This window comes from Rhodococcus sp. MH15 (assembly GCF_019266045.1).
GTDB classification, from domain to species: Bacteria; Actinomycetota; Actinomycetes; order Mycobacteriales; family Mycobacteriaceae; genus Rhodococcus_F; species Rhodococcus_F qingshengii.
On record NZ_LPNP01000068.1, the window covers coordinates 81671 to 105742 of the forward strand.

27 protein-coding genes and 1 tRNA gene are annotated in these 24072 nt (G+C 61.7%); 18 read left to right on the forward strand and 10 right to left on the reverse strand.

Features of this window, described 5'->3' with window-relative positions:
* Positions 1 to 116 precede the first annotated feature (116 nt).
* Complete coding sequence (locus ATN37_RS32585; protein WP_256933363.1) at positions 117 to 365, reverse strand: hypothetical protein; 249 nt, start codon at positions 363 to 365, stop codon at positions 117 to 119.
* A 199-nt stretch (positions 366 to 564) separates the two neighbouring features.
* Positions 565 to 906, reverse strand: coding sequence for a hypothetical protein (locus ATN37_RS17525; protein WP_218695457.1), 342 nt, complete (start codon positions 904 to 906; stop codon positions 565 to 567).
* 72 nt (positions 907 to 978) lie between these two features.
* Here ATN37_RS17525 and ATN37_RS17530 point away from each other — a divergent pair, with 72 nt between their 5' ends.
* Positions 979 to 1155 (forward strand): hypothetical protein, encoded by a 177-nt coding sequence (locus ATN37_RS17530; protein ID WP_218695458.1) that lies wholly within the window; start codon positions 979 to 981, stop codon positions 1153 to 1155.
* Here ATN37_RS17530 and ATN37_RS17535 read toward each other — a convergent pair.
* Complete coding sequence (locus tag ATN37_RS17535; protein ID WP_218695459.1) at positions 1133 to 2095, reverse strand: pseudouridine synthase; 963 nt, start codon at positions 2093 to 2095, stop codon at positions 1133 to 1135. The two genes, ATN37_RS17530 and ATN37_RS17535, sit on opposite strands and share 23 nt — an antisense overlap.
* Before the next feature lie 188 nt (positions 2096 to 2283).
* On the opposite strand from ATN37_RS17535, the gene ATN37_RS17540 reads away from it, so the two are divergent.
* Positions 2284 to 2359: transfer RNA gene (locus ATN37_RS17540), tRNA-His, on the forward strand.
* 296 nt (positions 2360 to 2655) lie between these two features.
* On the opposite strand, the gene ATN37_RS17545 is transcribed toward ATN37_RS17540, so the two are convergent.
* A complete protein-coding gene (locus ATN37_RS17545) occupies positions 2656 to 3753 on the reverse strand; it encodes a glycerophosphodiester phosphodiesterase family protein (protein ID WP_172827019.1) in 1098 nt (365 codons plus the stop codon).
* A gap of 62 nt (positions 3754 to 3815) precedes the next feature.
* Positions 3816 to 4658 (reverse strand): PE-PPE domain-containing protein, encoded by an 843-nt coding sequence (locus ATN37_RS17550; RefSeq protein WP_256933364.1) that lies wholly within the window; start codon positions 4656 to 4658, stop codon positions 3816 to 3818.
* Between the two features lie 107 nt (positions 4659 to 4765).
* Here ATN37_RS17550 and ATN37_RS17555 point away from each other — a divergent pair, with 107 nt between their 5' ends.
* The 7 genes from ATN37_RS17555 to ATN37_RS17585 all read left to right on the forward strand — a co-directional run bounded on the left by ATN37_RS17555 (position 4766) and on the right by ATN37_RS17585 (position 9420).
* Entirely contained in the window at positions 4766 to 5731 is a 966-nt protein-coding gene (locus ATN37_RS17555) for an L-lactate dehydrogenase (RefSeq protein ID WP_039972672.1), read from the forward strand.
* A 40-nt stretch (positions 5732 to 5771) separates the two neighbouring features.
* Entirely contained in the window at positions 5772 to 6158 is a 387-nt protein-coding gene (locus ATN37_RS17560) for a phage holin family protein (protein ID WP_003945275.1), read from the forward strand.
* Positions 6155 to 6520 carry a VOC family protein gene (locus ATN37_RS17565; RefSeq protein WP_047270327.1) on the forward strand — a complete coding sequence of 122 codons (366 nt, stop codon included), beginning with the start codon at positions 6155 to 6157 and terminating at the stop codon, positions 6518 to 6520. The genes ATN37_RS17560 and ATN37_RS17565 overlap by 4 nt, the downstream gene beginning before the upstream one ends.
* A 75-nt stretch (positions 6521 to 6595) precedes the next feature.
* Positions 6596 to 7072 carry an SRPBCC family protein gene (locus tag ATN37_RS17570; protein WP_007726321.1) on the forward strand — a complete coding sequence of 159 codons (477 nt, stop codon included), beginning with the start codon at positions 6596 to 6598 and terminating at the stop codon, positions 7070 to 7072.
* Positions 7073 to 7104: 32 nt separating this feature from the next.
* Entirely contained in the window at positions 7105 to 8433 is a 1329-nt protein-coding gene (locus tag ATN37_RS17575) for a WS/DGAT domain-containing protein (protein WP_218695461.1), read from the forward strand.
* Positions 8434 to 8453: 20 nt separating this feature from the next.
* Positions 8454 to 9017, forward strand: coding sequence for a mismatch-specific DNA-glycosylase (locus tag ATN37_RS17580; protein WP_058037411.1), 564 nt, complete (start codon positions 8454 to 8456; stop codon positions 9015 to 9017).
* 52 nt (positions 9018 to 9069) lie between these two features.
* Positions 9070 to 9420, forward strand: a complete 351-nt coding sequence (locus ATN37_RS17585) for a hypothetical protein (RefSeq protein WP_003945214.1) — start codon at positions 9070 to 9072, stop codon at positions 9418 to 9420.
* A gap of 60 nt (positions 9421 to 9480) precedes the next feature.
* Here the strand turns inward: ATN37_RS17585 and ATN37_RS17590 are convergent, their stop codons facing one another.
* A complete protein-coding gene (locus tag ATN37_RS17590) occupies positions 9481 to 11178 on the reverse strand; it encodes a fumarate hydratase (RefSeq protein WP_007726313.1) in 1698 nt (565 codons plus the stop codon).
* 114 nt (positions 11179 to 11292) lie between these two features.
* Complete coding sequence (locus ATN37_RS17595) at positions 11293 to 12414, reverse strand: winged helix DNA-binding domain-containing protein (protein WP_058037412.1); 1122 nt, start codon at positions 12412 to 12414, stop codon at positions 11293 to 11295.
* A gap of 271 nt (positions 12415 to 12685) precedes the next feature.
* On the opposite strand from ATN37_RS17595, the gene ATN37_RS32590 reads away from it, so the two are divergent.
* The 8 genes from ATN37_RS32590 to ATN37_RS17630 all read left to right on the forward strand — a co-directional run bounded on the left by ATN37_RS32590 (position 12686) and on the right by ATN37_RS17630 (position 20016).
* On the forward strand, positions 12686 to 12811 hold the full coding sequence (locus tag ATN37_RS32590) for a hypothetical protein (protein WP_019744544.1): 126 nt from the start codon (positions 12686 to 12688) through the stop codon (positions 12809 to 12811).
* Between the two features lie 315 nt (positions 12812 to 13126).
* Complete coding sequence (locus tag ATN37_RS17600) at positions 13127 to 14131, forward strand: alpha/beta hydrolase family protein (protein WP_058037413.1); 1005 nt, start codon at positions 13127 to 13129, stop codon at positions 14129 to 14131.
* Between the two features lie 50 nt (positions 14132 to 14181).
* Positions 14182 to 15114, forward strand: coding sequence for an alpha/beta hydrolase family protein (locus tag ATN37_RS17605; protein WP_256933365.1), 933 nt, complete (start codon positions 14182 to 14184; stop codon positions 15112 to 15114).
* Between the two features lie 85 nt (positions 15115 to 15199).
* Positions 15200 to 15679 (forward strand): VOC family protein, encoded by a 480-nt coding sequence (locus tag ATN37_RS17610; RefSeq protein WP_050656019.1) that lies wholly within the window; start codon positions 15200 to 15202, stop codon positions 15677 to 15679.
* A 109-nt stretch (positions 15680 to 15788) separates the two neighbouring features.
* The gene (locus tag ATN37_RS17615) at positions 15789 to 16751 is read left to right on the forward strand and encodes an iron-siderophore ABC transporter substrate-binding protein (protein WP_231915195.1); all 963 of its coding nucleotides are present in this window, start codon (positions 15789 to 15791) and stop codon (positions 16749 to 16751) included.
* Between the two features lie 153 nt (positions 16752 to 16904).
* Positions 16905 to 17603: a CPBP family intramembrane glutamic endopeptidase gene (locus ATN37_RS17620; protein ID WP_020908494.1), complete on the forward strand. Its 699-nt coding sequence runs from the start codon at positions 16905 to 16907 to the stop codon at positions 17601 to 17603.
* A 69-nt stretch (positions 17604 to 17672) separates the two neighbouring features.
* Positions 17673 to 19073: an amidohydrolase family protein gene (locus ATN37_RS17625; protein WP_209920276.1), complete on the forward strand. Its 1401-nt coding sequence runs from the start codon at positions 17673 to 17675 to the stop codon at positions 19071 to 19073.
* Between the two features lies 1 nt (position 19074).
* Positions 19075 to 20016 carry an antibiotic biosynthesis monooxygenase gene (locus ATN37_RS17630; RefSeq protein WP_042920831.1) on the forward strand — a complete coding sequence of 314 codons (942 nt, stop codon included), beginning with the start codon at positions 19075 to 19077 and terminating at the stop codon, positions 20014 to 20016.
* On the opposite strand, the gene ATN37_RS17635 is transcribed toward ATN37_RS17630, so the two are convergent.
* Complete coding sequence (locus ATN37_RS17635) at positions 20004 to 20234, reverse strand: PLD nuclease N-terminal domain-containing protein (RefSeq protein ID WP_007726301.1); 231 nt, start codon at positions 20232 to 20234, stop codon at positions 20004 to 20006. The genes ATN37_RS17630 and ATN37_RS17635 overlap by 13 nt on opposite strands.
* 877 nt (positions 20235 to 21111) lie before the next feature.
* Here ATN37_RS17635 and ATN37_RS17640 point away from each other — a divergent pair.
* A complete protein-coding gene (locus tag ATN37_RS17640) occupies positions 21112 to 21894 on the forward strand; it encodes a DUF1906 domain-containing protein (RefSeq protein ID WP_042920828.1) in 783 nt (260 codons plus the stop codon).
* Here ATN37_RS17640 and ATN37_RS17645 read toward each other — a convergent pair.
* Both ATN37_RS17645 and ATN37_RS17650 read right to left on the reverse strand, forming a co-directional pair.
* Positions 21881 to 22381: a nuclear transport factor 2 family protein gene (locus tag ATN37_RS17645; RefSeq protein WP_042920826.1), complete on the reverse strand. Its 501-nt coding sequence runs from the start codon at positions 22379 to 22381 to the stop codon at positions 21881 to 21883. The two genes, ATN37_RS17640 and ATN37_RS17645, sit on opposite strands and share 14 nt — an antisense overlap.
* 235 nt (positions 22382 to 22616) lie before the next feature.
* Positions 22617 to 24047 (reverse strand): MFS transporter, encoded by a 1431-nt coding sequence (locus ATN37_RS17650; RefSeq protein WP_054188751.1) that lies wholly within the window; start codon positions 24045 to 24047, stop codon positions 22617 to 22619.
* Between the last annotated feature and the right edge of the window lie 25 nt (positions 24048 to 24072).

A 24072-nucleotide genomic window follows, 5' to 3' on the forward strand; every position in this document is an offset into this window, starting at 1 on the left:
GATCTTGTCGCCCAGGGTCCGCGCGAAGCCGTCGACGTCGTACTGCTCCCGCTGCAACGACCAGTCGACCTTCGCTTGCATGGGGGAGTCGAGCACCTGACAACCCTCGCGCTCCATCAGGGCGTCGTTGGTCTGGTGGACGCCTTCCGCCCATGAGGTGTTCCGTTGCAACGACTTCCCGGTGAAATTGTCGTTGTTGCAGACGTAGACGTGGTTGTGGAGATGGCCGCCTTGCTGTCGACGTGCGTCACCACGAGGTAGTCCGCGCTGTGCATGTCCTCGGCGAGCATCCGGCCCAGATCGTTCACGCGCTTGACGTCGTCGGGGTTGTTCACGTCGAACTCGTCGGGGCTGAAGTTCTGCATGTAGCTGTACACCTCGACCTTTCGTCCGTGGCCCCGCACCGCGCGATGAAATCATCGGGATCATCCACGGACGAGGAGAGCGCGGCGGCGCGACTGGTACCGCGTCGCCGTTGCTCTTCCTTCTGCGGACCGCTGTCACCGTAGAGGGCGTAGTCCACACTGGACTGGGCCGAGCGGGACGACTGGACGTTGACGGTGCTCACAACCGGGTCCGATCCCCGGCGTCAGCCCGCAGTGCTTCGACGGCCGTGAGCACCGGATCGAGAACCTCGTCCCGGACGGTATCGGCGAGCACGGCCAGGGCATCGTCGAGCGCGGCCGCCCGCTGCCCGTCGAGCTGGCCACCATCGCGGATCAGATCCCGAATCTCGGTAAGGAGTTTGACCACCAGCTGTTCACGCCGACGCTCCCGCCAGAGCGCCGAGCCCTCTCGGCGCAACTGCTCCACCAGCGCTGCCCGCTCCGGGTCGGGACGACGCGCAGCGGCGCGATGAAGCCTCTCGACTTCATCGTGCCGAGCGTCGAGACCGTCGCGTGCCAAGGCTGCGCAACCACGCGCCGGGTTTGACTCGCTCGGGAGTGGTTCGGCAAGAAGTCCTTGGAGGAGTTGGCGGTGAAGACCATGGCCAACTCGACGTACGGCAAGACCGCGCAGGACGTTTCGCAGCAGAACGTGTGGGACGCCTTCGGTTATGCGCTCAGTTACAGCAAACTTACGAAACGCGGTGGAGTTCCGCTTCAACGTCTAAATCCGCGGCTTCTGGTCGTCACCCCACGGGCATCTCGCTGAGCGTCCGACGGGTGACGAACCGCCGCGCTTTCCCCGACAGCGGGTCGGTGAATTCGAGTTCCCTCGCGAGCAATTGGAGTGGGAGGGAATGATCGTCCGGGGCGTCGGGAAGCAGGTCGGGGTATCGCCGGTCGCCCAGGATCCCGGCGCCGAGAGCTGCCAAATGCACCCGCAACTGGTGCATCCGTCCGGACTGCGGACGTAGAACCGTGTGCAGCACAGCACGTCCGGAGGCACTCACGCCCATCCCTCGCGCCTCGATCATGGTCTCGGAGTTGGGTTCACGGCTGTCGTCGACGACGACTCGCAACTCGCCGCGTCGAGCTTCGATGTGGTTGCGGTAAACGAGAGGGACGTCGAGCGCTGGTGCATCCCGGCCCCGCCGGGTCGGTCGCGCCGACACCGCCTCGTAAACCTTCGTGACCTGACGCTTCTCGAACAGTGACTGGTACGCGCCGCGCGTCGCGGGGCGGGCCGAGAACATCACCACCCCTGCGGTGCCGCGGTCGAGTCGATGGATCGGGGTCAGATCTGGGTTGTCGAGACGAACCCGCAGGCGGATGAGCGCCGACTCACGCAGGTATCGCCCGCTCGGAGTGGTCGGGAGAAAATGTGGCTTGTCGATGACGACGAGATCGTCGTCGGTGTGCAGGATCTCCTCGTGGAACGGCACCGGGTCCTCCGCCGGCAACTCGCGGTAGTACCAGACGAACCGGTGCGCACAGAGTTCTGTGCTCCGGCAGAGCGACTGGCCGTCGATACCCACGAACTCGCCGTCGTCGAACCGCCGATACAGGTTCTCGGCGTCCAGATGGTCGAACTTGGCCACGACGTACTCGGCGATCGTCGCCCACGGCCCCGAGAGCGGGATGCGTAGGCGCGTCGGGCCAACCCCGTTCTTGACGGGCAGCGGTGGGGACATGGACACGCGGGTCATCATCCCATCGACTACTGGTCAGCGGTGATTCGGTGTGGCCTCGACGGGGACGTCCCCGCGGGGACGCGGAAACCGAACTCACAGCGGTGGTCGGTGTAGATCGTCTACTCGAAAATCAGTAGCGCGGACGAGATGCGGGCCCGTATGGTTCGGCAGAGAAAGATCGCAGTCGAAAAGCACTGCGGGCCATACCTTCTGTAGCTCAATTGGTGAGAGCACCCGACTGTGACTCGGGCGACGGCGGATCGTAACCGCCCAGAGGGACCAGCTCAGATACGGTTGAGGTCGGGCCTCTAGGCGCAGAGACCGGCGGCCCTTTGCCTGCACAGTTGTCGAACGAGCCTGAGCCGGTATTCCCTGAATCGCCGGACAGCATTCCAGTCGCCGGCCATTTCCGCGTCGGCAAGTAGGTATTCGCAGTTGTCCAACTGATCCTTCAAAGACATCATCAGAATTCACCTCCGATCACCCGAGCAAGTACCTGTCCAGGATGCGGCCGACGGGACCCCGGGGACATCGGCCGTAGTACCTGTTCAGGTACCTGCTTCGGTGCGCGGTGGAGGCTACTTCTTGACCGCAGGTGCAGGTAGTGGCATGCCTCGCTCGGCCAGAACGGCTCGGAGACGATCGGGGTAGTCGGTGATGATCCCGTCGACACCGAGGTCGATCAGGGCGTGCATGGTGGCGGGATCATCGACGGTCCACGGGATGACCTTCATGCCACGCGCATGTGCGCTCGCGATCATGTCGGCTGTCGGATAGAGGGTGAAACCGGGATCCCCGACCTTTCCGCCCTGCGGAGTTCCTTGGACGGGGGAGTAGGCGGAGGCACCAAAGGTTGCTACCGCCGCGATGCCGTCGCCACCGAAATCATCGATGTCCAGACCGCCGAGCCACGGTGACGCTCCGTCCTTGCCTACCTGGAGAAAGTCGCCGTTTGTGAGCGCAACGACGGGGACACTCGGCGCGAGTTGACGGGTGAGCATGAGCGAGCCCCAGTCGAAGCTCTGAATGGTGACGCTGTCCAACAATCCGGCTGCCCGGATCGTATCGAGGACTACAGAGACGAACTGCTCACGCGGGGCGGTCTCGTGAGGCGCTCCCGCTTCCACCTTGGTCTCGATGTTGAGCTTGATTCCGGGTGCGTTGTACGACTTCACCAGGGCAAGCACTTCTTCGAGCGTCTGCATTTTCGCTCCCGGAACATTCTGCTGTTCAGGGTATCCGGCAAGGGGGAGAGTGCCGCAGTCCATGGTCTTGATCTGCTGCAGGCTCAGCGTGTTGACGAATTTGCCGACGTACGGGAACTCCGGGTCACCCGCAGTTGCGGGCTCGGTGTCGAGGCATTTCTTGTTCGAGATCTTACGATCGTGCGTGACGACAGCGATCCCGTCCTCGGTGATCTGGGTATCGAGTTCCAGTGTGCTGACGCCCATTTCGAGGGCATTCGCGAACGCGGCCAGGCTGCTTTCCGTGTACAGGCCGAGCCCGCCGCGGTGGGCTTGGACGTCGAACGTCGAAACCGGCTGGGGTGCTGAACTACCGAACGAACCGGACCAGTCGAGACTGCCGGTTGGCGATGCGCCGGCCGGGGCCGCCAGGGCGGTGAGGGGGAGTGCGACGGTCACGGCGGCGCACGACAATATTCTGCTCAGTTGCATGAAAGGAACGTAGAGGTGTCGAATGGCTCACCGGGGTTCGTTAGGTAAACTAACGGTAAAGGTCAGGCCGCGTGAATGCGCTGCTCGACGCCGCTCGCGTGGACCTTCATCCACGACGCCAGAAGCTCACACCCGGTCAGTCCACTGGTGTCGAGAGGTTCGATCGCGTAGCTGATGTGTCTACCGCCGCGAGGGTTCTTCAGCTGAAATCGGTTCAGGTTCAACTTCGTCGGCAGATAACCAAGTACTTCGAGGAACGCGGTGCGGATGCGTCGTAGATCGGTACGCCACTGTTTGGGACTGAAACGAGTCTTCTGCGCATTCTGGAAAGCATTGCTACGAAGTAGTTCCCAAACCTTTCCTGCCCACACGCGTGCCTGCGAGAAGGACATCCAGCGCGTCAAGTCTGCGATGTCGCGAATGTAGCTGTCGTCGCTGGCATTACAGATCATGTCCTGCGGGTGCCCGATCCACTTGACCGGAATCCACGGCTGGATCTCGGGTCCGTCGCCGGCAACTCCGTGTCCCTCGCAACCTTCGATCACGCCTGCCGGTTGTTGAGGATCGGAGATCAGTCCGACTCCGATGATGTTGGCGCGGTTCAGCGTCGGAAGAGCCGAGCGGATCACGGTGCATCCCTGTGAGTATCCGATCAGCATGACCGGACCGTCTCTCTGTGCGATTTCGGCGGTGAGGGCCTTCACACCCATCGCGGTGCTGTGCCGAAAGCTCAGGCCACCGTCGGCGACCGGACCGTACGATGCGGGATAAGCGACCCAGCGAGAATCGAATCGACTGTCGAGTTCGTCGGTGACGGCACTGAGGAGTCCGCGCACACGGCCGCCGTCGTCGCCGACGTGGGATTCGCCGGTGCCGCCAACTGCAAGAACGGTTACCTCAGCCATGTCAGCGATCATCCACGTCGATTCTGAGAGGTCTGCATCCAAACCCTGAGAAGAGACTGGCAATCCGTTGTACTGCGAAATCGTTATCGAGCGAGCACCATTTACCCATGACGACGCCGAATCGTTCATCCAGACGAAAAGTGTCCGTTGTCGGTGCGGGAAGTGTCGGCACCGCAATTGCGTATGCGTGCCTGATACGCGGATCGGCCGACGCGCTCGCCCTCTACGACACCAACAGCGCAAAGGTCCGGGCCGAAGTTCTCGATCTCAACCACGGCACCCAGTTCACACCGCCGTGCACTGTCGACGGAGGCGATGACATCTCGGTCACCGCGGGATCCGACTTGGTCGTCGTCACCGCGGGTGCCAAACAGCATCCCGGTCAGTCGCGGCTCGAACTTGCCGCGGTGAACGTCAAGATCGCGCAGACACTGACCGAACAACTGTTGGCGGTGTCACCGGACGCGGTCCTTCTCTTCGTCACCAACCCGGTCGACGTGGCGACCTACGCAGCGATCCAGGCCGCGGGACCGTCGTACCGCGGCCGAATTTTCGGATCTGGGACCGTGCTGGACACGGCCCGATTGCGATTCCTGCTGGCTACCGAACTCGGAGTCGCGGTGGAGAACGTTCATGCCTTCATCGTGGGCGAGCATGGGGATTCCGAGATTCCGCTCTGGTCGAGCGCAACCATCGGCGGAGTGCCGGCAACCTCGTTCGTGGGACCGTCGGGTGGCGTCCTCGGCCCCGACCTACGCGCGAAAGTAGCGAAGTCTGTAGTCGAGAGTGCTTACGAGATCATCGAGGGTAAGGGTGCGACCAACCTCGCCATCGGATTGTCGAGCGCATTCATCGCGGAAGTCGTGTTGCGGGACGAACAACGGGTTCTGCCGGTGTCGACTTTGCAGAGCGGCGTCCACGGACTCGAGCACGTTTGCCTGTCCCTTCCCACGATGGTTGGTCGTGCTGGTGCCGGCCGAGTCCTCGAAGTGCCGCTATCGGAAAAGGAGGCTTCGGGGCTCCGATCTTCTGCCCGGACATTGCGAGAGGTGCAGGAATCTCTGGGATTGTGAATATCTGTTCTCCTTGATATCCGACATATAGGATCAACAAATGATCAGCTTCCTGATTCGCGCCGCGATCTTCCTGGGTTCTGCCGCTGTCGGGCTTCTAGTTGCGTCGTTGATTCTTTCGGGCTTCTCGGCGCCCACATCCGGATTCATCGTTGCGGTCGTGATCTTTGCGATTGCGCAGTCGGTCCTGGCGCCGTTCATCGCCACGGTGGCAAAGCGCCATGCACCGGCATTTCTCGGCGGAATCGGATTGGTGTCGACATTTGTCGCGCTGTTGGTGGCGTCGCTCTTCTCCAATCTGTCGATCTCCGGTGTCTCGACGTGGATTCTGGGAACCGTCGTCGTGTGGCTTGTAACCGCCGTTGCGACGTTGGTTCTTCCGTTGTTGTTCGTGCGTAAGAAAGTTCAGGAGAAGAAGGCACAGTGACGCGCCCGAACATCGGCATGGACTACACAGTCCTGGACTGCCCGGATCCGGCTGCATTGGCCAACTTCTACGTCCAGGTCCTCGAGTGGAAAAGTGTTCGCGACGAGGATGATTGGCACGTGATCGAAGGGCCCGGCGGGGGGCGGCTCGCATTTCAGCTCGCTCCGGATTTCGTTCCGGTGGACTGGCCGACCTCCGGTGTCGGGATCCATCTGGATCTGTTCGTGGATTCTCTCGACCCCGCCGAGGCTTGGGTGATCAGCCTGGGTGCGCAGCGGGTGACCGACATTCCGGAGCATCAGACTTTCCGCGTGTACCGCGACCCGGTCGGTCACTATTTCTGCCTGTGCCTGCGGGACTGAGTGTCGACTCGCTCCGATCTCGTCGACCGTGGATAATTCCGAACACTTGTCACGCCCGAGAATTGGAGATCGACGATGGCTTCGCAGAATTCCAACGAATTCCTGGTAGAACGTACGACGATCGTCAAGGCAGAAGCACCGGTCGTCTTCGCGTTGATCAACGATTTCCATCAGTGGACTCAGTGGTCGCCGTGGGAAGGTCTCGACCCGGCGATGCAGCGGACGTACGCGGGGCCTGACGCGGGCGTCGGGGCTTCGTACGCCTGGGCGGGAAACAAGAAGGCGGGCTCCGGTTCGATGGTGATCACCGAATCCGTCCCGAATGAACGAGTAGTTTTGGACCTGGCCTTCCTCAAGCCGTTCAAGGCGCAGAACGTCACCACGTTTCTCATCTCGCCGAATTCCGGTGAAGTTCAGGTGACGTGGAAGATGACCGGAAAGAAGAATCTGTTCTTCAAGATCTTCGGTTTCATCTTCAGCATGGACAAGCTTGTCGGAAAGGATTTCGAGAAGGGCCTGTCCCAGCTGAAAGCTGCTGCAGAAAAGAGCTGACAAGCCGGTGGTACCGTCTCCCGGTGTTACGGATGACGCCCACCGATGCCCAAACCTTCTGGATTTCGGAGAAGATCCCGAACGATCAGCTGCTGCTCTACTGTTTCGACGGGCAGAGCCAGCACATGGACGAGCTACGACGCTCGGTGGTCGAAAGAGCGTCGCTCATTCCGGATCTCAATGTTCGGATTCGTGAATCACCGTGGCACCTCGACTATCCGGTGTGGGAGCCCATGCCGGTCGACGCCTCCTTGGTGAGAGTGCATGAGCTGCCCGAAAACTCGTGGCTCTCGTGCATTCACGGAATCGAGAAACTACTCGAGAACCACGTCGACCCGCGCGAGTCCCCGTGGACGCTGCACCTGTTTCACGGCGTCACCGGCGTGCCGCGCTGCAGTGACCCGGCGCTGATCGCAGTTCTGCAGGTCGCTCATTCTCTGGCGGACGGCAAACGCGCGTCGGCGATTGCTCGCCAGCTGTTCTCGCCGCAACCGCCCGCGAAGCAGAAGACGGACGAGCGGCGTAGCGGATCAGCCGAGATTCTGGGCCGCGCCGCCCTGCGCCTTCCGGGACAACTTGTTTCGCTGTTCCGCGACGGCCGGGCGGGGCACCGCGCGCAGTTACAGCTGCAGGCGGACACCGAATCGGGAGTTGTTGCGGCGCAGGCGGCGAGCCGTCCGAAGGTGCGCTCGAACATCCCTCCCGGACCGCACCGACTGGTGCGCATGGTCGTGCGGGACAGCGCCGATTTCCGTGGCGACGGCGTATCCGTCACAGTCGGAGCGATGACAGCCATCTCGGTAGCGATGGCGAACTACCTCACCGAGCGAGACGGCTCGGTACCGCCCGAATTGGGAGCTGAGGTGACCATCGCCAAGGCAGGTACACCCACGGCGCGCAATCACTTCCGCAATGCAGGTGTCGGGCTGTTCCCGGAAGTCGATGATCTTCGTGAGCGAGCCCAATTGATCAGGGAGTCGATGGACGAGCGTCGCGCACGTGCGTCCCATCCATCCAGCGCAGCGTCGGATCTCGCGCTGAACGCGGTTCCCGGCCCGCTGGTCCGTTGGGGCGTGCAGCAATACGATTTCACGGCAGTACCCGACGAGGTCACTGGAAACACCGTGGTGTCGAGTGTCGCGCGCGGTGACGCGGATCTGGTGCTCGGAGGCGGCGTCGTTCGGTTCACAGCGGGCTTCCCGAGTTTGTCGCCGGTCATGTCGTTGACCCACGGCGTACACGGGATCGGGGACACTGTGACGATCAGCATCACCAGCAGTCCGGCCTCGATTCCGGACATCGATGTGTACGAGCAGATGATGCACGACGCGATCGACGAGGTGCGCGAAGCGCTGTCGTGACGGCCTGATGTACTGGCTGCATGGGATTCACGCGCGCCGAACTGGAATCGTTCCGAGACGCCGAGATCGAGGATCTGATCGGGCCGGATTGCCGGCTGTTGTTCGTCGGTATCAATCCGGGACTGTGGACGGCGGCGACCGGCGCGCATTTCGCCAGACCGGGTAATCGGTTCTATCCGGCACTGCTGCGGGCAGGCATAATCGAGCATGCGATCGATCCTTCCGCGGGTATGTCGGACGCTGACACACAGCATCTGATCGATCGGGGAGTGGGCATCACCAATTTGGCGGTGCGGGCAACTGCGCGCGCCGATGAATTGACGTCGGAGGAACTCGCAACTGGCGGAGTTCGGGTCCGAAACATCGTGCGCGCAACCAATCCAAGAGTCGTTGCCTTCGCCGGGATCACCGCCTATCGAACAGCTTTCGGTGACAAGAAGGCGAAGGCCGGGCGTCAGGACCGTGATTTCGAGGGGGCAAAACTGTGGATCGTGCCCAATCCCAGTGGTCTCAACGCACACGAGACGGTGGACACCTTGGCAGCGAAATATCGTTCCGCCGCATCCGAAGCCGGAATTCTCTGAGAGAAGTCGCAGTTCCGTTCGGCCAGAACAAGGTACAAGTTAAAGTGCTTGTATGTCTGTTCTATACAACGTCTTTGTAGTGATTCACCTACTCGGCATGGCTGCCCTGGTCGGTAGCTACTTCACCGTCCTCAAGGCTCCTTCGATCACCGAGGTCATGGTGTGGGGTGCCAGGATGCAGTTCGTGTCCGGCCTGATCATCGTCGGGTTGGGCGAAGGCGCCCTGGACAAGAACTACATTCACGCGAAGATCGCTGTGAAGCTGGTGCTTTCGCTGGTCATCGTGGCGCTTGCCGAGATCACCCGGGCGAAGCAGAAGAAGGGCCAGCCCAATCCGAATCTGGTACACGTCGTCGGCGGGTTGTCGATCGTGACCGTATTCGTGGCCGCGCTCTGGACCTGACAAAGACACAAAAGAGCCCCGGCGATCGAAACTCGCCGGGGCTCTTTGCTGTTGACGTGTCTACAGACCCGGGCGCTTGCCGATCGTCAGGGTCACTTCACCGGTGTGCGCAAAGAAGTCGTTGCCCTTGTCGTCGACGACGATGAAGGCGGGGAAGTCCTCGACGTCGATCTTCCAGACGGCTTCCATTCCCAGTTCGGCGTACTCGAGGATGTCGACCTTCTTGATGCAGTCGAGCGCCAGGCGAGCGGCCGGTCCACCGATCGACCCGAGGTAGAAACCGCCGTGCGAGTTGCAGGCGTCGGTGACCTGCTTGGAGCGGTTTCCCTTGGCCAGCATGATCATCGAGCCACCGGCGGCCTGGAACTGCTCGACGTACGAGTCCATACGGCCGGCCGTGGTCGGGCCGAACGAACCGGATGCCATACCGTCGGGCGTCTTGGCGGGGCCGGCGTAGTACACCGGGTGATCCTTGAGGTACTGCGGCATCTCTTCGCCTGCGTCGAGGCGTTCCTTGATCTTGGCGTGCGCGATGTCGCGTGCCACGACGAGCGGACCGGTCAAGGAGAGACGAGTCTTCACCGGGTGCTTGGAGAGCTCGGCGAGGATCTCCGACATCGGCTTGGTCAGATCGATCTTGACCGCAGCGCCCTTGCCGGTACCCGAAATGCCATCCGTCTCTTCGTCGAGCTGAGCGTCCGTGACCTCGGGCAGGAAACGGCCCGGGTTGAATTCGAGCTGTTCCAGGAACACGCCCTCCGGGGTGATCTTGGCCTTCGCCTGTCGATCTGCCGAGCAGGACACCGCAATGGCGACGGGCAACGAAGCGCCGTGGCGGGGGAGTCGAACGACGCGGACGTCGTGGCAGAAGTACTTACCGCCGAACTGTGCGCCGATGCCGATCTTCTGCGTGAGCTCGAAGACCTTCTTCTCGAGTTCGTGATCGCGGAAGCCGCGGCCCGTGATGGCGCCTTCGGTGGGCAATTCGTCGAGGTAGTGCGCGGACGCGTACTTGGCCGTCTTCATCGCGAACTCGGCCGAGGTACCGCCGACGACGATCGCGAGGTGGTACGGCGGGCAGGCCGCGGTGCCGAGTGAGCGGATCTTCGCCTCGAGGAACTGCATCATCGAGTCGGGGTTCAGGATCGCTTTGGTTTCCTGGTACAGGTAGGACTTGTTGGCGCTTCCGCCGCCCTTGGCCATGAAGAGGAACTTGTACGAGTTCTCATGTCCGGCAGCAGTATCGGCGTACAGCTCGATCTGCGCGGGCAAGTTGTTGCCAGTGTTCTTCTCGTCCCACATCGTGATGGGGGCGTTCTGCGAGTAGCGCAGGTTCAGACGCGTGTAGGCGTCGTAGACACCGCGGGCAATGGACTTCTCGTCGTCGCCGGGGGTGAGCACATGCTGTCCACGCTTGCCCATGACGATGGCGGTTCCGGTGTCCTGGCACATCGGCAGAACGCCGGCAGCGGCGATATTGGCGTTCTTGAGCAGATCGAGCGCGACGAACTTGTCGTTGTTCGACGCTTCGGGATCGTCGAGGATGCTCGCGAGTTGCGTCAGGTGATCCGTGCGCAGGTAATGAGAGATGTCGTGCAGCGCCGTTTCAGTCAGCAAGCGCATCGCTTCCGGCTCGACCTGCAGGAAGGTGCGGCCGTCCGGTCCCTCGACTGTCGACACCCCTTCGGTGGTGAGCAATCGGTACTCGGTGGTGTCATCACCGATCGGCAACAGGTCCTCATAGAGGAAGTCGGCCATCATCTCTCCTGAACAAGGGTGCGTGCGAAGGTCGCATTCAGGTTATCGTTGGGGGTTTCCTTCTCCGAATCGGGGCGGGTGTGAGCTGGAATTATCCGGATGCCACTGGCTCGATCAAGATACTTCGACCAGTTCGGAGAGCTCGACGCCGCGAAATTCGGCAAGTATTTCGGCCTGCTCGGCCACTGCTGCGCGGGCCGATCGTGACCACGTTCCCCACGGGGTGATCGCGACCTTCAGCTTCTTTCCGGATGCTCGTGGTCGCCACAATCCGGTGATCGTGCCACCGACCACCACCGTGCCCGGTCGCCCGAGGGTCGGCCACACCGTCTTTTGGGCGGTCGGATCGGGAACCAGGGTCTCCCGATCCTTGAGCTGTACATACGGATCGAAAGGCCCGAGCAAGCGCGTACTCGAATCGGTGGGGGAGCCGAACAAGTCTTCGCGGTCCTGTTCGAGAATCCACCGCTTCTCGCCGTTCACCTCGATCTCCTCGGCATCGATTGGCCAGTGGGCTTTGACGTCCCTGACCGGAGCATCGAGAAACGACGCGACGTGAGCAGGAGTCGCGGGGCCGTAGAACCGCAGATAACCCCGGATCACGTCGAAGCGGGAATCTGCGTCTGCGCCCGTGGCGCTGAATGGGCGTCGGCGCCAACCCGGAATGCGTTCGAGCACTGGGGGAGATGTGTCCGGCTGTAGCTCGAGGCCTGCCTGGAGTGCCGCGAGCCGGAACGGCATCTCGTACAGATGAGTGGCGTTGCACGGGCGGCAGAATCTCAGATAGGGCTCGGTCACTCGGTTGGTCAACTGCGCGGACATCTCGCCCTTGACGGTTGGTTTCGAGACGATGTCCCGCATCGCAGCAGCAACTGTTTGCAGGGCAGTCAGCGTCGGGATGCCGGCGGCCTTCAGGGGCCGATTCGCGTCGTAAATGCGCTTGGCTGCATCGGCTTCGCTGAACGGCGACGTGGCGGCGGCGACGGCAGGCAGGTCGCCCCGACGGTAATAGTGGGGGGCTCCGCGCAACGTCCAGGCAAGAGCGAGCTCAGTGGCGTCGACGCGGACGCCGCGGATCCGCAGGGCCCAGGCGGCTCCGTCAGGTCCGGTGTTCTGAATCCCGAGATCGAGAATGCTGCAATCGCTGTGATCGGCGTCACCGATAACCGCTCGGTCGAGTTGATGGCGGTGCCACCGGAAATTAGCTACCTGCGTGAGTGAGGTTGCGCTAGACATGATTTCAGTTTACTGGTGGGTAACCGCAGGATTTGGGGCGGTTGATCAATGCGGCGACAGAATTGGTCAAATTCGACCGATTGGCCGGAATTTTTTCAGTAGCAGACCTTATTAGTCGAAATAATGACCCCATTGTCGGAATCCTTTGCCAACTGGTCGTTCGTATGATTACTGTTACCCACGTCACGGATACATTACAGATGTGACGCAGCTGTCACAGCACTGTCGGGTGCTTTTGGCAGCTGACCTCTGACCTCTCAAGGAGATTCACATGGGTTCAATGGAAGGAATTCTCGGCGCTGTTGTTCAGGGCCTGGGATCACTGTTCAGCGCTGACGGTCTGCTCAAGACCTTCATGGGATCGGTAGAGACCATCTCCAAGGACCCCACCCCCTAATTCAGCGCGACATTGCCACGCCCGCTCCGGGTGTAGTTACTTCAATTTCGACAAACTGCAGGAGGAAACTCATGGGATCTCTCGGTGAAGCCATCGGAAGCGTCAACAACCTCGGTCAGCGTCTCGTCGACGCACTGACCACGCTCAGCGGCGGCACGGTTACGCCCAAGTAAGCGTCGTCTGACGAGAAAGGCTCACGCACTCGGTGCGTGAGCCTTTCCGTGTCGACCGGATCGAGTATTTCCGATCACGTCGGGTTTGCCTGTTTCAGGCGGTACCGTTCGAAAGGTTCCGCTGCCGAAGAGAGTGACCCGGATGATCGAGACTCGTGCGTTACGAACGGTTTTCCGTGTCTTCGTGGCGTTGGCCACGGCAGTGTGTGGGTTCCAGCTCCTCACAGCACCAGGTCACGCTCAGTCGGCGGACAGCAGGCTGGTCGACATCTCGGTGTACTCACCGTCGATGGGGCGCGACATTCCGTTGCAGGTCTTGCGGCCGGCTGATACTTCGACGCCTGCTCCGACGCTCTACCTACTCAACGGAGTAGACGGAGGAAAAGACGACGCGACGTGGTCGGTGCGGACCGACGCACCGAAGTTCTTCGCGGACAAGCATGTCAACGTGGTCACCCCTCTCAGTGGAGCATTCAGCTATTACACCGATTGGGAGCGGCCGGACCCCGGCCTCGCGAAATCCGGCAACAACAACGGGGTCAACATGTGGACCACGTTCCTGACGGAAGAACTACCGCCAGTCATTGATTCGACGTTCGGGACGACCGGCGAGAACGCACTGGCAGGCCTGTCGATGGCAGGCACGTCGGTACTGGATCTGGCTATGGCGGCGCCCGCGCTGTACAACAGTGTCGGGTCCTTCAGCGGGTGCGCGATGACGAGTCCGGGCATCGGGCAGGACTTCGTGAAACTCGTGGTCGCCGTCGGTGGGGGTGACGCGGAAAACATGTGGGGTCCGTACGATGGTCCGGGTTGGCCGGCTCACGATCCGGTTGTCAACGCGGACAAGCTACCTCGAATCCCGATGTACATCACAACCGCAACCGGAATTCCGGGTCCGTACGACACACTTGCCGATCCGCGGATCGACAACGACGTCACAGATTTGGCGTTGCAGCTTGTTCTCGGTGGCGGAATCGAGGCGGCAACTCACTACTGCACCACCCAGCTTGCGGACAGGACGAACGCATTGGGTATGAACAACATTCGCTACAACTTCAAGCCGGCAGGAACGCATTCATGGGGATACTGGGAAGACGACTTACACGACTCGTGGCCGATGATCGCCGCGTCGCTCGGCGTGTGAGGCCCCAACGAGCAAGTCTTCGAAGCGTCGTTCTCGTAGGCGCGCTCGCCTTGATTTCAGTACTGGCGCCGCCTTCGACCGCGCTCGCCGACGAGACTCCGCAGATAACGAGTGTCACCGAACTGTCTTCGCGCTTGGTGCTTCTCGACGTCGCGAGTCCCGCCATGGGGCGCACCATGGCGGTGAAAGTGCTGCTTCCTGCCGACCGCTCGGAACCGCGCGGGACGCTGTATCTCCTGGACGGCAATTCCGGGCAGATCGAAGAGAACAACTGGTTGGCCCCGGCTAACGGCGATATCGTCCCGTTCTTTGCCGACAAGAATGTGAACGTCGTACTCCCCATCGGTGGAACCGGCACCATGTACACCGATTGGCAGGAAGACCACCCGAAATTCGGTCGTCTGAAGTGGGAGACATTCCTGACGAAAGAGCTTCCCCCACTGATCGACACGAGGTTCGCCACCAACGGGCACAACGCAATCGGCGGGATCTCGATGGGTGCAGAAGCCGCGCTGATCCTGGCCCAACGCTCGGCCGGGTTGTACGACGTGGTCGCGGGCTACAGCGGCTGCTACACAACCGTCGGAGGATTCGGCAAGGCGTTGACCGATCTTGTGGTGATCAACGGAAATGCCCGTTCGGAGCAGATGTGGGGTCCGGCCGGCAGTGAGGCTTGGCAAGAGCACGACATTTTCGCCAATGCCGACAAGCTGCGCGGCACCAAGGTGTATCTCGCCTCGGGATCGGGACTACCAGGTCCGCACGAAACTCTCGATACTCCTGCCCTGGGCCGGGTATTGGTCGTCGGCGGGGTCATGGAACTGGGATCGAACCTGTGCACCGACCAGATCACTCAGGTGTTGCGTGATCGCGGAGTCGATGTCACCCGCAGCGCTCAACCGGTGGGGACGCACGGTTGGCCGTACTGGCGCGACGAACTCGTTCGTTCCTGGCCGATGCTCGAATCTGCGTTGTCCACTTGAGCAGTTCCTGGCGATGAGTTTTCGTTTCGGGTCGGGTCTATAACCCTGTACACCTGTTTCGTAACCTCTCCGACAAGGACAGAACATGCCTTCCATCACTCCCTGTTTGTGGTTCGACAACCAAGCAGAAGAAGCAGCCAACTTCTACATCTCGGTGTTCGGTTCCGGGCAGATACTCGGAATCGAAAGGTACGTCGAGGGATCGCCCTCCGGAATGCCGGCAGGCTCGGTGATGACCGTCAGCTTCGAACTCGGCGGTCAGCGATTCACCGGTTTGAACGGCGGGCCGATGTTCACGTTCTCGGAAGCAGTGTCTTTCGAGATTCCGTGCGTCGATCAGGCTGAGGTCGATCACTACTGGTCCAGGCTGACCGAGGATGGGGAAGAGGGCCCGTGCGGATGGGCCAAGGACAAGTTCGGATTGTCCTGGCAGGTAGTCCCGAATCGCCTTCTCGAACTGATGAAGGATCCGGATCGGGCCAAGGCGCAACGCGCCACGGACGCGATGATGAAGATGAAGAAGATCGACATCGCGGAGCTCGAACGGGCCGCAGACGCGTCCTGAACACGATCTGGCCGATGGGCGACAGCCTTCGTTAGCTGATGCTAGCCTTCCCTAATTCTCGCTCAGCGTTGGAGGAGTGCTGGTAACCATGCGAATCAAAGTCTCTCGAATGAAGATTGCAGTCACCGCCTTGGCGGCCTCGCTCGCCGTCGCCGGACTTGCCGGCTGCAGCAGCGACAGCGCTGACGCACCCGCGGAGGCGGGAGCAACCGTCTCGACCATGTTCGGTGACGTCGAGGTCCCGGCCAACCCGGAGCGCGTCGTCGCGCTCGGTTGGTCGGACGCCGAGACGGCACTCGCTCTGGGCACTCAACCAGTGGGCGTCGCGGACTGGATGGCGTTCGGTGGCAAGGGCGTCGGACCCTGGATTGCGGACGAGTTCACCACGGACCCGAAGATCCTCGGAACCATGGACCTGAGCATCGAGGACGTCATTGCTCTCGACCCGGACCTGATTTTGTGGACGAGAAGCGACAACACGCAGGCCACCTACGACAAGCTCAGCGCCATCGCGCCGACGGTCGGGCCGCCGCCGGGTCTGTCCACTGCGTACGGGACGACGGTCGAGCAGCAGACCGAACTCGTCGCGAAGGCTCTCGGCAAGGAAGCAGAAGGAAAGGCGCTACTGTCCGGCCTCGACGCCAAGTTCGACGCTGCAATTGCCGCCAATCCGAGTTTTGCGGGTAAGACAGCGGCCGTCGGCGCCTACAGTACCGACGGTTACGGCGCGTACGTACCCGGCGACGCACGCGCAGACTTCATGACCCGTCTCGGCTTCACGATCCCGACGGCGATCACCGAAAAAGCCACCGGAAACTTCTACATCCCGGTTGCCAACGAGAACCTGAATCTGTTCGACGCCGACCTGACCGTGCTGTTCCCGATCTTCCTCGACAGCAGTGCGTTTGCGAACGATCCGCTACTGCGCGCAATCCCGTCGGCCCAGGAGGGACATCTGTTGATCCTCGATGACCCGGCACTCGTCAATGCGTTCTCGAGTGGCTCGGTACCGGGGTTGACCTACGCAATCGACAACGCCGTTCCGAAGTTTGCGAGCACGCTCGTCGCCTGATCAGAGCTGTTTCGGGACCTGCCCGTCACTGTGAGCGTGTTCGCAAACAGTGGCGGGCAGTTCTCGTGCGTCAGTACACTGGAAAAAGTGAACTTTCAGCTAACGAGCGGCGGCCCAGTGGAGATCGAAGCGACCGCTCCTCGTTTTCCGCGGATGCATGCATACGTGGATATCGCTGTTGTGATCGTGGTGCTGGTGGGAACCAATCTGATCGCGCATTTCACCACCGCCTGGGCAAGCATCGCGACGGTACCCATCTCTGCTCTCGTCCTGTTGGCGCTCACCAAGCGCCGGGGAATGGGGTGGGCGGAATTGGGGCTGTCCCCTCGTGACCTGCGGCGAGGTTCGAAGTACGCGCTTGCTGCCGTCGGCCTGGTGCTGACCGTTGTCGCCGTCGGCGCCCTGCTTCCGCTCACACGTCCTTTCTTCATGGCGGATCGCTACGCCACTATTTCCGGCGCGATCATCGCGTCGATGATCGTGATCCCGCTGCAGACCGTCATTCCCGAAGAGTTGGCTTTCCGTGGCGTCCTGCACGGCACGTTGAACCGGGTCAGTGGATTCCGCGGCGTCGCCGCTGCCGGTTCTCTGATGTTCGGACTGTGGCACATCGCGTCGTCGATGGGTTTGACCAGCGGTAACGAAGGGCTGTCCGGCTTTCTCGGTACCGGAGTCGTCGGCCAGGTCGCCGGCATCCTCGGAGCCGTTCTCGCCACCGCTGCGGCCGGTCTCGTATTCACCTGGCTTCGTCATCGCAGCGGCAGCCTCATTGCGCCGATTGCTCTGCATTGGTCGTTGAACGGTGCCGGTGCGCTGGCTGCGGCTCTTGTTTGGCATGCAACTCTTGCTTGATCCCAATATCTGACAAAAAGGACAGCATTCGCCGCGCGACGCCGGGTAGTTTTGTGCTTTGCTCAGTAAGTGACGCACCTTCATCGAGGCCATGTCTTCCACATCTCCGGTCGTCCGACGGTAGAGGATGCGGCGCAGTCGCTCGTCTCGATCCCCGACGGCGTCTTGGCGATCGACGATGCCGGAACGATCGTCTACTGCGGAGAATTCGGATCACTCCCGAGCGGTCTCGAAGGCGCTGAAACCCACGACCACCGACCGGGTTTCCTGCTGCCCGGATTCGTCGATGCACACATTCATTTCCCGCAGACCTACGCCGGCGACGCATACGGCGGCGGCCAACTCCTCGAGTGGCTCGACCTGTGCGTCTTTCCCTCCGAATCGCGATTCGCTGATCCGGAGTTTGCCCAGCACGCTGCCGAGGCCTTCTGCGCTCGCCGAATCGCCACGGGAACCACGGCCGCGATGGTGTTCGGATCGGCCTTCCCGCACGCGCAGGACGCCCTGTTCTCGGAAACTCTGAAACGCGGCCTTCGGGTGGTCAGCGGACGTGGGGTTCAGACCACCGGCCCGGCCTCCGCCGCCGCGCTGATCACCTCGGAAGAGGACGCGATCAGACTCACCCGCGAGGAGATCGACAAGTGGCACGCGGCCGACACCGGCGACGTGAACACTGCGCTCGTTCACGTCGCAGTGGTTCCCCGCTTCTCTCTCGCGGTGACAACACGGACGCTGAAGGATTTGGGGGAGTTGTACGACTCCGTCCGTGACCGGGGCGTCTACTTCCACAGTCATCTCAACGAGAACAATCGGCCCGGAACCGGCGAGGTGGCAACCACACTCGCCGAGTACGAGGTCGAGACCTATCTCGACACGTACGACGGCAAGTTCCTCCCCGGCTCACAGGTCGGCGGAAAGAGCTTCCTGGGTCCACGCGCGATACTCGCGCACTCGGTGCACTGCCAGGACTCCGAACTCGCACGAATGGCCGAGACCGGAACCTCGATCGCACATTGCCCTACGTCCCAGCAGTTTCTCGGCTCCGGCACCATGCCGTGGAAACGAACCGTTGCGTCAGGGGTCAACATCGCGATCGGATCGGACTTCGGTGGCGGCGACGAGTGCCTGCTCACCCGAGTCCTCGGCGACGCCTTCAAGGTTCACATCTCCGAAGCCGGCGACGACGGAGTGTCGATGCACCCTGCCGAACTGCTGTTCACCGGAACACTCGCCGGTGCTCGCGCGCTGGACATGGAGAACCGGATCGGCAACTTCGACGAGGGCAAAGAGGCCGACTTCCTGGTGATCGATCCGTCCGGGTGGCCGCCGCTCGCCGGGCTCGTCAGCTACGGAACGCGTTCGGATGATCCGATACTCGCCCGCGACCAGACGCTCTTCGGGCTCCTGATGGCGATGCGCGAGCCCGCGATTGCGCACGTGTACGTGCAAGGGCGCCGGATATCGGGCTGACGTGTCCGCAACTGCCATCACCGGGTACCACCGAACGAGTTCGGGATTCCGGGCGTGGGTCGAGCGTGCGGCCGAGACCGCCGGTCGATTCGACGGCTACCTGAGCTGTGGCATCAGTGATCAACCGGAACCGGTGTCGCACGGCGTGTCCGTCACTTTCGACAGTGCCGACGATCTTCATCGTTGGCTGGAGTCGACTGATCGCCGCGATCTCGAAAGATCAGCTGCTGCAACGGGAATTATGGCGCAGACGAGTGATCTCGTTCTGATCGACGGCGTGCTGCCGCCGCCCGGTATCGGTGTGTACGACCACGCCGTCGTCGTGGGTAAGGAGAACGAGTTTCTGCGAACGCAACGACACCTCATCGATCTCAGTTCGCGATTCTCCGGCTACGAGTCGGTGATGTTGTTGCGGTCGGTCACCGACTCCACCGAGTGGAAGTCCGTCCTTCGGTTTCGGACAGAGCAGCAGTTGGCGGTGTGGATGGCGTCGCCCGAGAGGGCCGCAGCACTACCGAAACTGCGGGCCGAGTTGGCCGAGGACTTCACCGAGACCACGCGGTCGACACCGTTCGGCACCATTCTGCGTACGGAGAACGGGCAGACTCGCGCGACGCCGAATTGGAAGACGGCGATGATCATCCTGCTCGTCCTCTATCCGACGGTGATGACGCTGTCGAGGTTTCTCGGGCCGTTGCTCGACGGGATCGGAGCGCCGCCGTGGCTGTCGATGTGGTTGAGCCAGATAGTCAGCGTCGGCGCCATGACGTGGTTCCTGATGCCGACGGTCACGAGATGGTTCCGTCATTGGCTGGACCCGGTCGACGGCGCCGTTCCCCGCACCAACTGGCGCGGCGTCGCGGCGGTAATTGCGGTGTACGCAGTGACTCTGACGCTCTTCGCGTCGGTGAAGTGGCTGCAGTTCTGGGACTACTTCGACTGAATCCGGCCTCGGCGGAAGTAGGTGAGTGGCCCGAAGAAGTTGACGAAGATGATCGCCGCCCACTTCTTCTTGCTTCCGTTGACCGTATTGGCAGGGCGTCGCGCCAGGTCTGTCCACGCGGCGATCGCCAACAGGGACTGAATCGTTGCGAGCACGGCGACGACGCGGCGTTGCGCGGGTGACAGCTCACTCCAGGACTTCTTCTTTGTGAGGTTCATGAACTCCACTGTGCCCTCGAACGTCCAATCGGTGTCGAGAGCCGGTTGTTATCGGTGCCGGGAGTTCCTCAAATCAGTGTGAATAGCGTCACCATGATGACCGATAGGTACGGTCCCGCGGGCCGTCGGGCCGGTCGTTTTCGGCGTAAAGATCTCGCTAACTCGAACTGTGGCTGAATGTTTGCGCCCGCACTAAGCTCGCGTGGCTACATTGCCGCGGGGGATTTGGCCAATCTGCTGGTACGCCCTCTATCGGGAGCAACACCCATCCTGTTAAGTAAGGCTTGCCAATCTTGTGGTCGCCCTACAGGTTTGATGCTGTGCGGTAGCTGCTATCGGGAACGATGTTCGGAATACGTCAATAAATCGTCCTTAGGTGACAGTTTGATCACTGCCGGTGGGTGTTACCTGTGTGTATGTCCGCGCCCCGAAGGGGTCGAAATGTAACGTCCCGGACACATTTGGTGTCGCGGAAGTAACGGAAGGCCTCTACTCTTATCGCCAGCAGCCACTCACGTGGCGGCAATCCTCTGGACCGTATCTTCGACAGGAGCACATCGCATGAGCAGCGCAGAATTCTCGGATGCCTTCACCTTCCTCAACGACTTCTTCAGCAACGCGTCTGATCTCTTCAGCGCTCTGAGCTTCTTCACCTCGCTCAGCTGATAGCTTCCGGCCGCTAGGCCGACAACAGTGGCCCCCGAAGGCGATGCCTTCGGGGGCCACTGTTGTCTGTCAGGCGTCCAATTTGGTGACAATGTGAGCATTGTTGACCAAGTGCATGGCGGGGTTGATGTGACTGTGGTGGAATGCGAGCGAAAGAAGATAGCTTGCCTGCCCGCCACTTCGAGCGGGATACGCCGATGATCGGAGCTTTGTGCACGTCTCGCGAAGAAACCTCTTCAAGTACGCAGCGGCTGGATCGGCGGCTGCCGGACTCGCTGCATTGAGCGGTACGACGTCGGTGGCCAATGCCGGTTCGCTCGGGACCCTGCTCGATTACGCCGCCGGTGTGCCGTCCGCTCAGGCAATCAAGGCCGCCGGGTATGCGGGCGCCATTCGATACGTCTCGGACAGGCGCCCGGGCGCCGATTGGATGGTCGGCAAGCCCGTACTGGCGCGGGAAACCGACGCGTTGACCGCGGCCGGACTTCAAGTCGTTTCTTGCTATCAATTCGGCAAGGGCGGAACGGCGGACTGGCGCGGGGCCCGCGAAGCGGGCAAGCGTCATGCTGCCCGTGGCCTCGAACTACATGCGGCGGCTGGTGGGCCGTCCGGTCGCCCGATCTACGCGTCGATCGACGACAACCCGACCAGTACTGAAATCACTACGCTGATCGCGCCGTACCTCGAGGGGTGGGCCTCGGTTGTCGGCAACGGAGCGCTCGGCGTCTACGGAAACACTCGCGTGATCGACGCAATGATCAGTGCCGGCGTCGGAACCTGGTTCTGGCAGCACAACTGGGGCTCGCCCGCAGGGTATGTGCACCCGCGGGCAAACCTGCATCAGTTCGAGATCGACAAGCGCAAGGTCGACGGCGTCGGCGTGGATCTGAACTCGATCCTCACTCGGGACTACGGGCAGTGGTCGTTGGCCGGTGCGGTCGGTCCGGCCCAGCCGGTCGGATCCTCGTTGCCGACAGGATCTATCGCACCATAGCGCCGAATTTGGCGAGCCAGGCCTTGGCGTCGTCGGGGAGGGTGCCCGCCGCTTCCGCGGCGAGGCACCATGCTTTTGCCATCGACAGGAAGTTCATCGGGTTGTAGGCGTCTTCTTCGCGAGACCACAGTCCGTTGCCGGCGTAGTGCAGGATCGTGATGTTGGCGGCTCCGTGCTTGGATCCGTCACCCGGATCCTCCATCGGGTTGTCGATCTCGCACACGATCCATCCGCGCTGCTCGTCGATCACGAACCAGTTGGCCGGGAATTCGGTCATGCGGTGCCCCGGGAACTCCGTCATCGTGCGAGTGACCCACTTGCGTACGGCCTCTCGGCCATTGAGGGTGCCGAAAGCGTGTTCCACGTAGACGACGTCCTCGGTGAACATGTCCGCGAAGGCGTTCCAATCGCCGGAACGAGTGCACTCGACAACGGTGTTCTGGTAACCCGCGAAGGCGTCTTCGAGTTCGGTGCGTGTCCAGGTCATGAAAGGCTCCTCGGGTAGTCGTCGCCTCAAATTAGAACACGTTGCAGAATTGATTGTCGGCGATTCGATGGAGAAGAGTTCTGCGGTACCGTCGTTGGCGGGTCGGGGACCCGTTATGTGAGAGGGCACCACGTGGATATCATCATCAATTTCATCTACACACTTCTGTCGAAGTTGCAGACGGGCAGCATCGAAGGCTCTTCGGAGAAGTGAGTCCTCCGCCGGGTTGATTCCCTTACGAGACTTTCTGTTTGGGAATCAACCCGGCGAACACCATCGTCACGACGGCGGCGGCGATGGAGATCAGGAACGTGGCACGAAACGCCTCGAACGAGGGGATCACTGCGGTGCCGACGGTGATGGTCATTCCGGCCAGGACGACGCTCACGATCGCGGCAGACGTCGACGTGCCGATCGATCGCATCAGTGAGTTCAGTCCGTTCGCGGCTGCAGATTCCGTGATGGGGACTGCGCCCATGATCAAGGCCGGCATGGCCGAGTACGAGAGCCCGACGCCCGCTCCGATGAACATTCCGGCCACGGCGACCTGCCAGACGCTCGACACCGTGAAATATGCGAAGGCGTAACCCAATCCGATGACGAGGGCGCCGAGCATCAACGTGATTCGCGGGCCGCGCCAAGCCGAAATTCGAGCGGAGACGGGCGAGAGCGCCATCATGACGAGTCCGCCGGGGGCCAGTGCGAGCCCCGCTGCAACCATGGACAGTCCGAGTCCGTAACCGGTGGACGTCGGTGCCATGAGCAGTTGGGGGAGCGTCAGGGAATTGCCGTACATGGCAAAACCGACGGCGATCGACGCGAAGTTGGTGAAGAGAACTTGCGGCCGGGCCGATACGCGGAGGTCCACCAGCGGTGCGTTGCGTCGAAGTTCCCACCATCCCCACACCAGGAAGCTGAGCGCGGAAACCGCAAGGAGCCCCAGGGTTTTCGCGTCGCCCCATCCCCAGGTTCCGCCCTTGGTGATGGGGAGTAACAGGGTGATCAGACCAACGGTGAGGCCGAGCGCACCGACGAAGTCGAAACGTCCCGGGCGTCGTACGGTCGATTCGGGAATGACGAACGCAACCAGTGCGATGCAGATCAGCCCGAACGCTGCCGATGTGACGAAGAGGAAGTGCCAGTTGGCATTCTGGGCGATCACCGCGGCGATCGGCAGTCCGATCGCACCGCCGACGCCGAGGGTGGCGCTCATGACCGCCATCGCGCCGGCCACTTTCTTCGGTGGAAGAACGTCACGAATGATGGCTATGCCCAATGGAATTGCCCCGACCGATGCTCCTTGAAGTGCACGGCCGACAACGAGCACGATCAGTGAAGGTGCGATCGCGCAGATGGCCGAGCCCAGAACGACCATCGCGAGACTGACCAGCAGCATTCGTTTCTTGCCGAACATGTCGCCGAGGCGCCCGCTGATCGGCGTGATCACCGCGGCGGCGAGGAGTGTTGCGGTGACCGCCCACGAGGTGTCGGCGGGAGTGGAGTTCAACAGGTGCGGCAATTGCGGAATGATGGGGACTACCAGCGTCTGCATCAAGGCGACGACGATTCCGCACAGTCCTAGAACGGTGAGCACTGGACCCGAGGATGCGTAGTTCGTGTCGGGGATTTTCTCGTCGACATTGGACGACCCTGCGTGAACGGACATGCGGCTCCCGCCATGGCGTGTTCTG

Coding starts and splice junctions, on each gene's coding strand:
- ATN37_RS17535 (WP_218695459.1), bottom strand. CDS start 2,095: ATGATGACCCGCGTGTCCATGTCCCCACCGCTGCCCGTCAAGAACGGG.
- ATN37_RS17650 (WP_054188751.1), bottom strand. CDS start 24,047: ATGTCCGTTCACGCAGGGTCGTCCAATGTCGACGAGAAAATCCCCGAC.
- ATN37_RS17610 (WP_050656019.1), top strand. CDS start 15,200: ATGCCTTCCATCACTCCCTGTTTGTGGTTCGACAACCAAGCAGAAGAA.
- ATN37_RS17545 (WP_172827019.1), bottom strand. CDS start 3,753: ATGCAACTGAGCAGAATATTGTCGTGCGCCGCCGTGACCGTCGCACTC.
- ATN37_RS17555 (WP_039972672.1), top strand. CDS start 4,766: ATGACGACGCCGAATCGTTCATCCAGACGAAAAGTGTCCGTTGTCGGT.
- ATN37_RS17570 (WP_007726321.1), top strand. CDS start 6,596: ATGGCTTCGCAGAATTCCAACGAATTCCTGGTAGAACGTACGACGATC.
- ATN37_RS32585 (WP_256933363.1), bottom strand. CDS start 365: ATGCAGAACTTCAGCCCCGACGAGTTCGACGTGAACAACCCCGACGAC.
- ATN37_RS17645 (WP_042920826.1), bottom strand. CDS start 22,381: ATGACCTGGACACGCACCGAACTCGAAGACGCCTTCGCGGGTTACCAG.
- ATN37_RS17575 (WP_218695461.1), top strand. CDS start 7,105: ATGACGCCCACCGATGCCCAAACCTTCTGGATTTCGGAGAAGATCCCG.
- ATN37_RS17600 (WP_058037413.1), top strand. CDS start 13,127: ATGATCGAGACTCGTGCGTTACGAACGGTTTTCCGTGTCTTCGTGGCG.
- ATN37_RS17615 (WP_231915195.1), top strand. CDS start 15,789: ATGAAGATTGCAGTCACCGCCTTGGCGGCCTCGCTCGCCGTCGCCGGA.
- ATN37_RS17595 (WP_058037412.1), bottom strand. CDS start 12,414: ATGTCTAGCGCAACCTCACTCACGCAGGTAGCTAATTTCCGGTGGCAC.
- ATN37_RS17585 (WP_003945214.1), top strand. CDS start 9,070: ATGTCTGTTCTATACAACGTCTTTGTAGTGATTCACCTACTCGGCATG.
- ATN37_RS32590 (WP_019744544.1), top strand. CDS start 12,686: ATGGGTTCAATGGAAGGAATTCTCGGCGCTGTTGTTCAGGGCCTGGGA.
- ATN37_RS17550 (WP_256933364.1), bottom strand. CDS start 4,658: ATGGCTGAGGTAACCGTTCTTGCAGTTGGCGGCACCGGCGAATCCCAC.
- ATN37_RS17560 (WP_003945275.1), top strand. CDS start 5,772: ATGATCAGCTTCCTGATTCGCGCCGCGATCTTCCTGGGTTCTGCCGCT.
- ATN37_RS17635 (WP_007726301.1), bottom strand. CDS start 20,234: ATGAACCTCACAAAGAAGAAGTCCTGGAGTGAGCTGTCACCCGCGCAA.
- ATN37_RS17580 (WP_058037411.1), top strand. CDS start 8,454: ATGGGATTCACGCGCGCCGAACTGGAATCGTTCCGAGACGCCGAGATC.
- ATN37_RS17620 (WP_020908494.1), top strand. CDS start 16,905: ATGCATGCATACGTGGATATCGCTGTTGTGATCGTGGTGCTGGTGGGA.
- ATN37_RS17590 (WP_007726313.1), bottom strand. CDS start 11,178: ATGGCCGACTTCCTCTATGAGGACCTGTTGCCGATCGGTGATGACACC.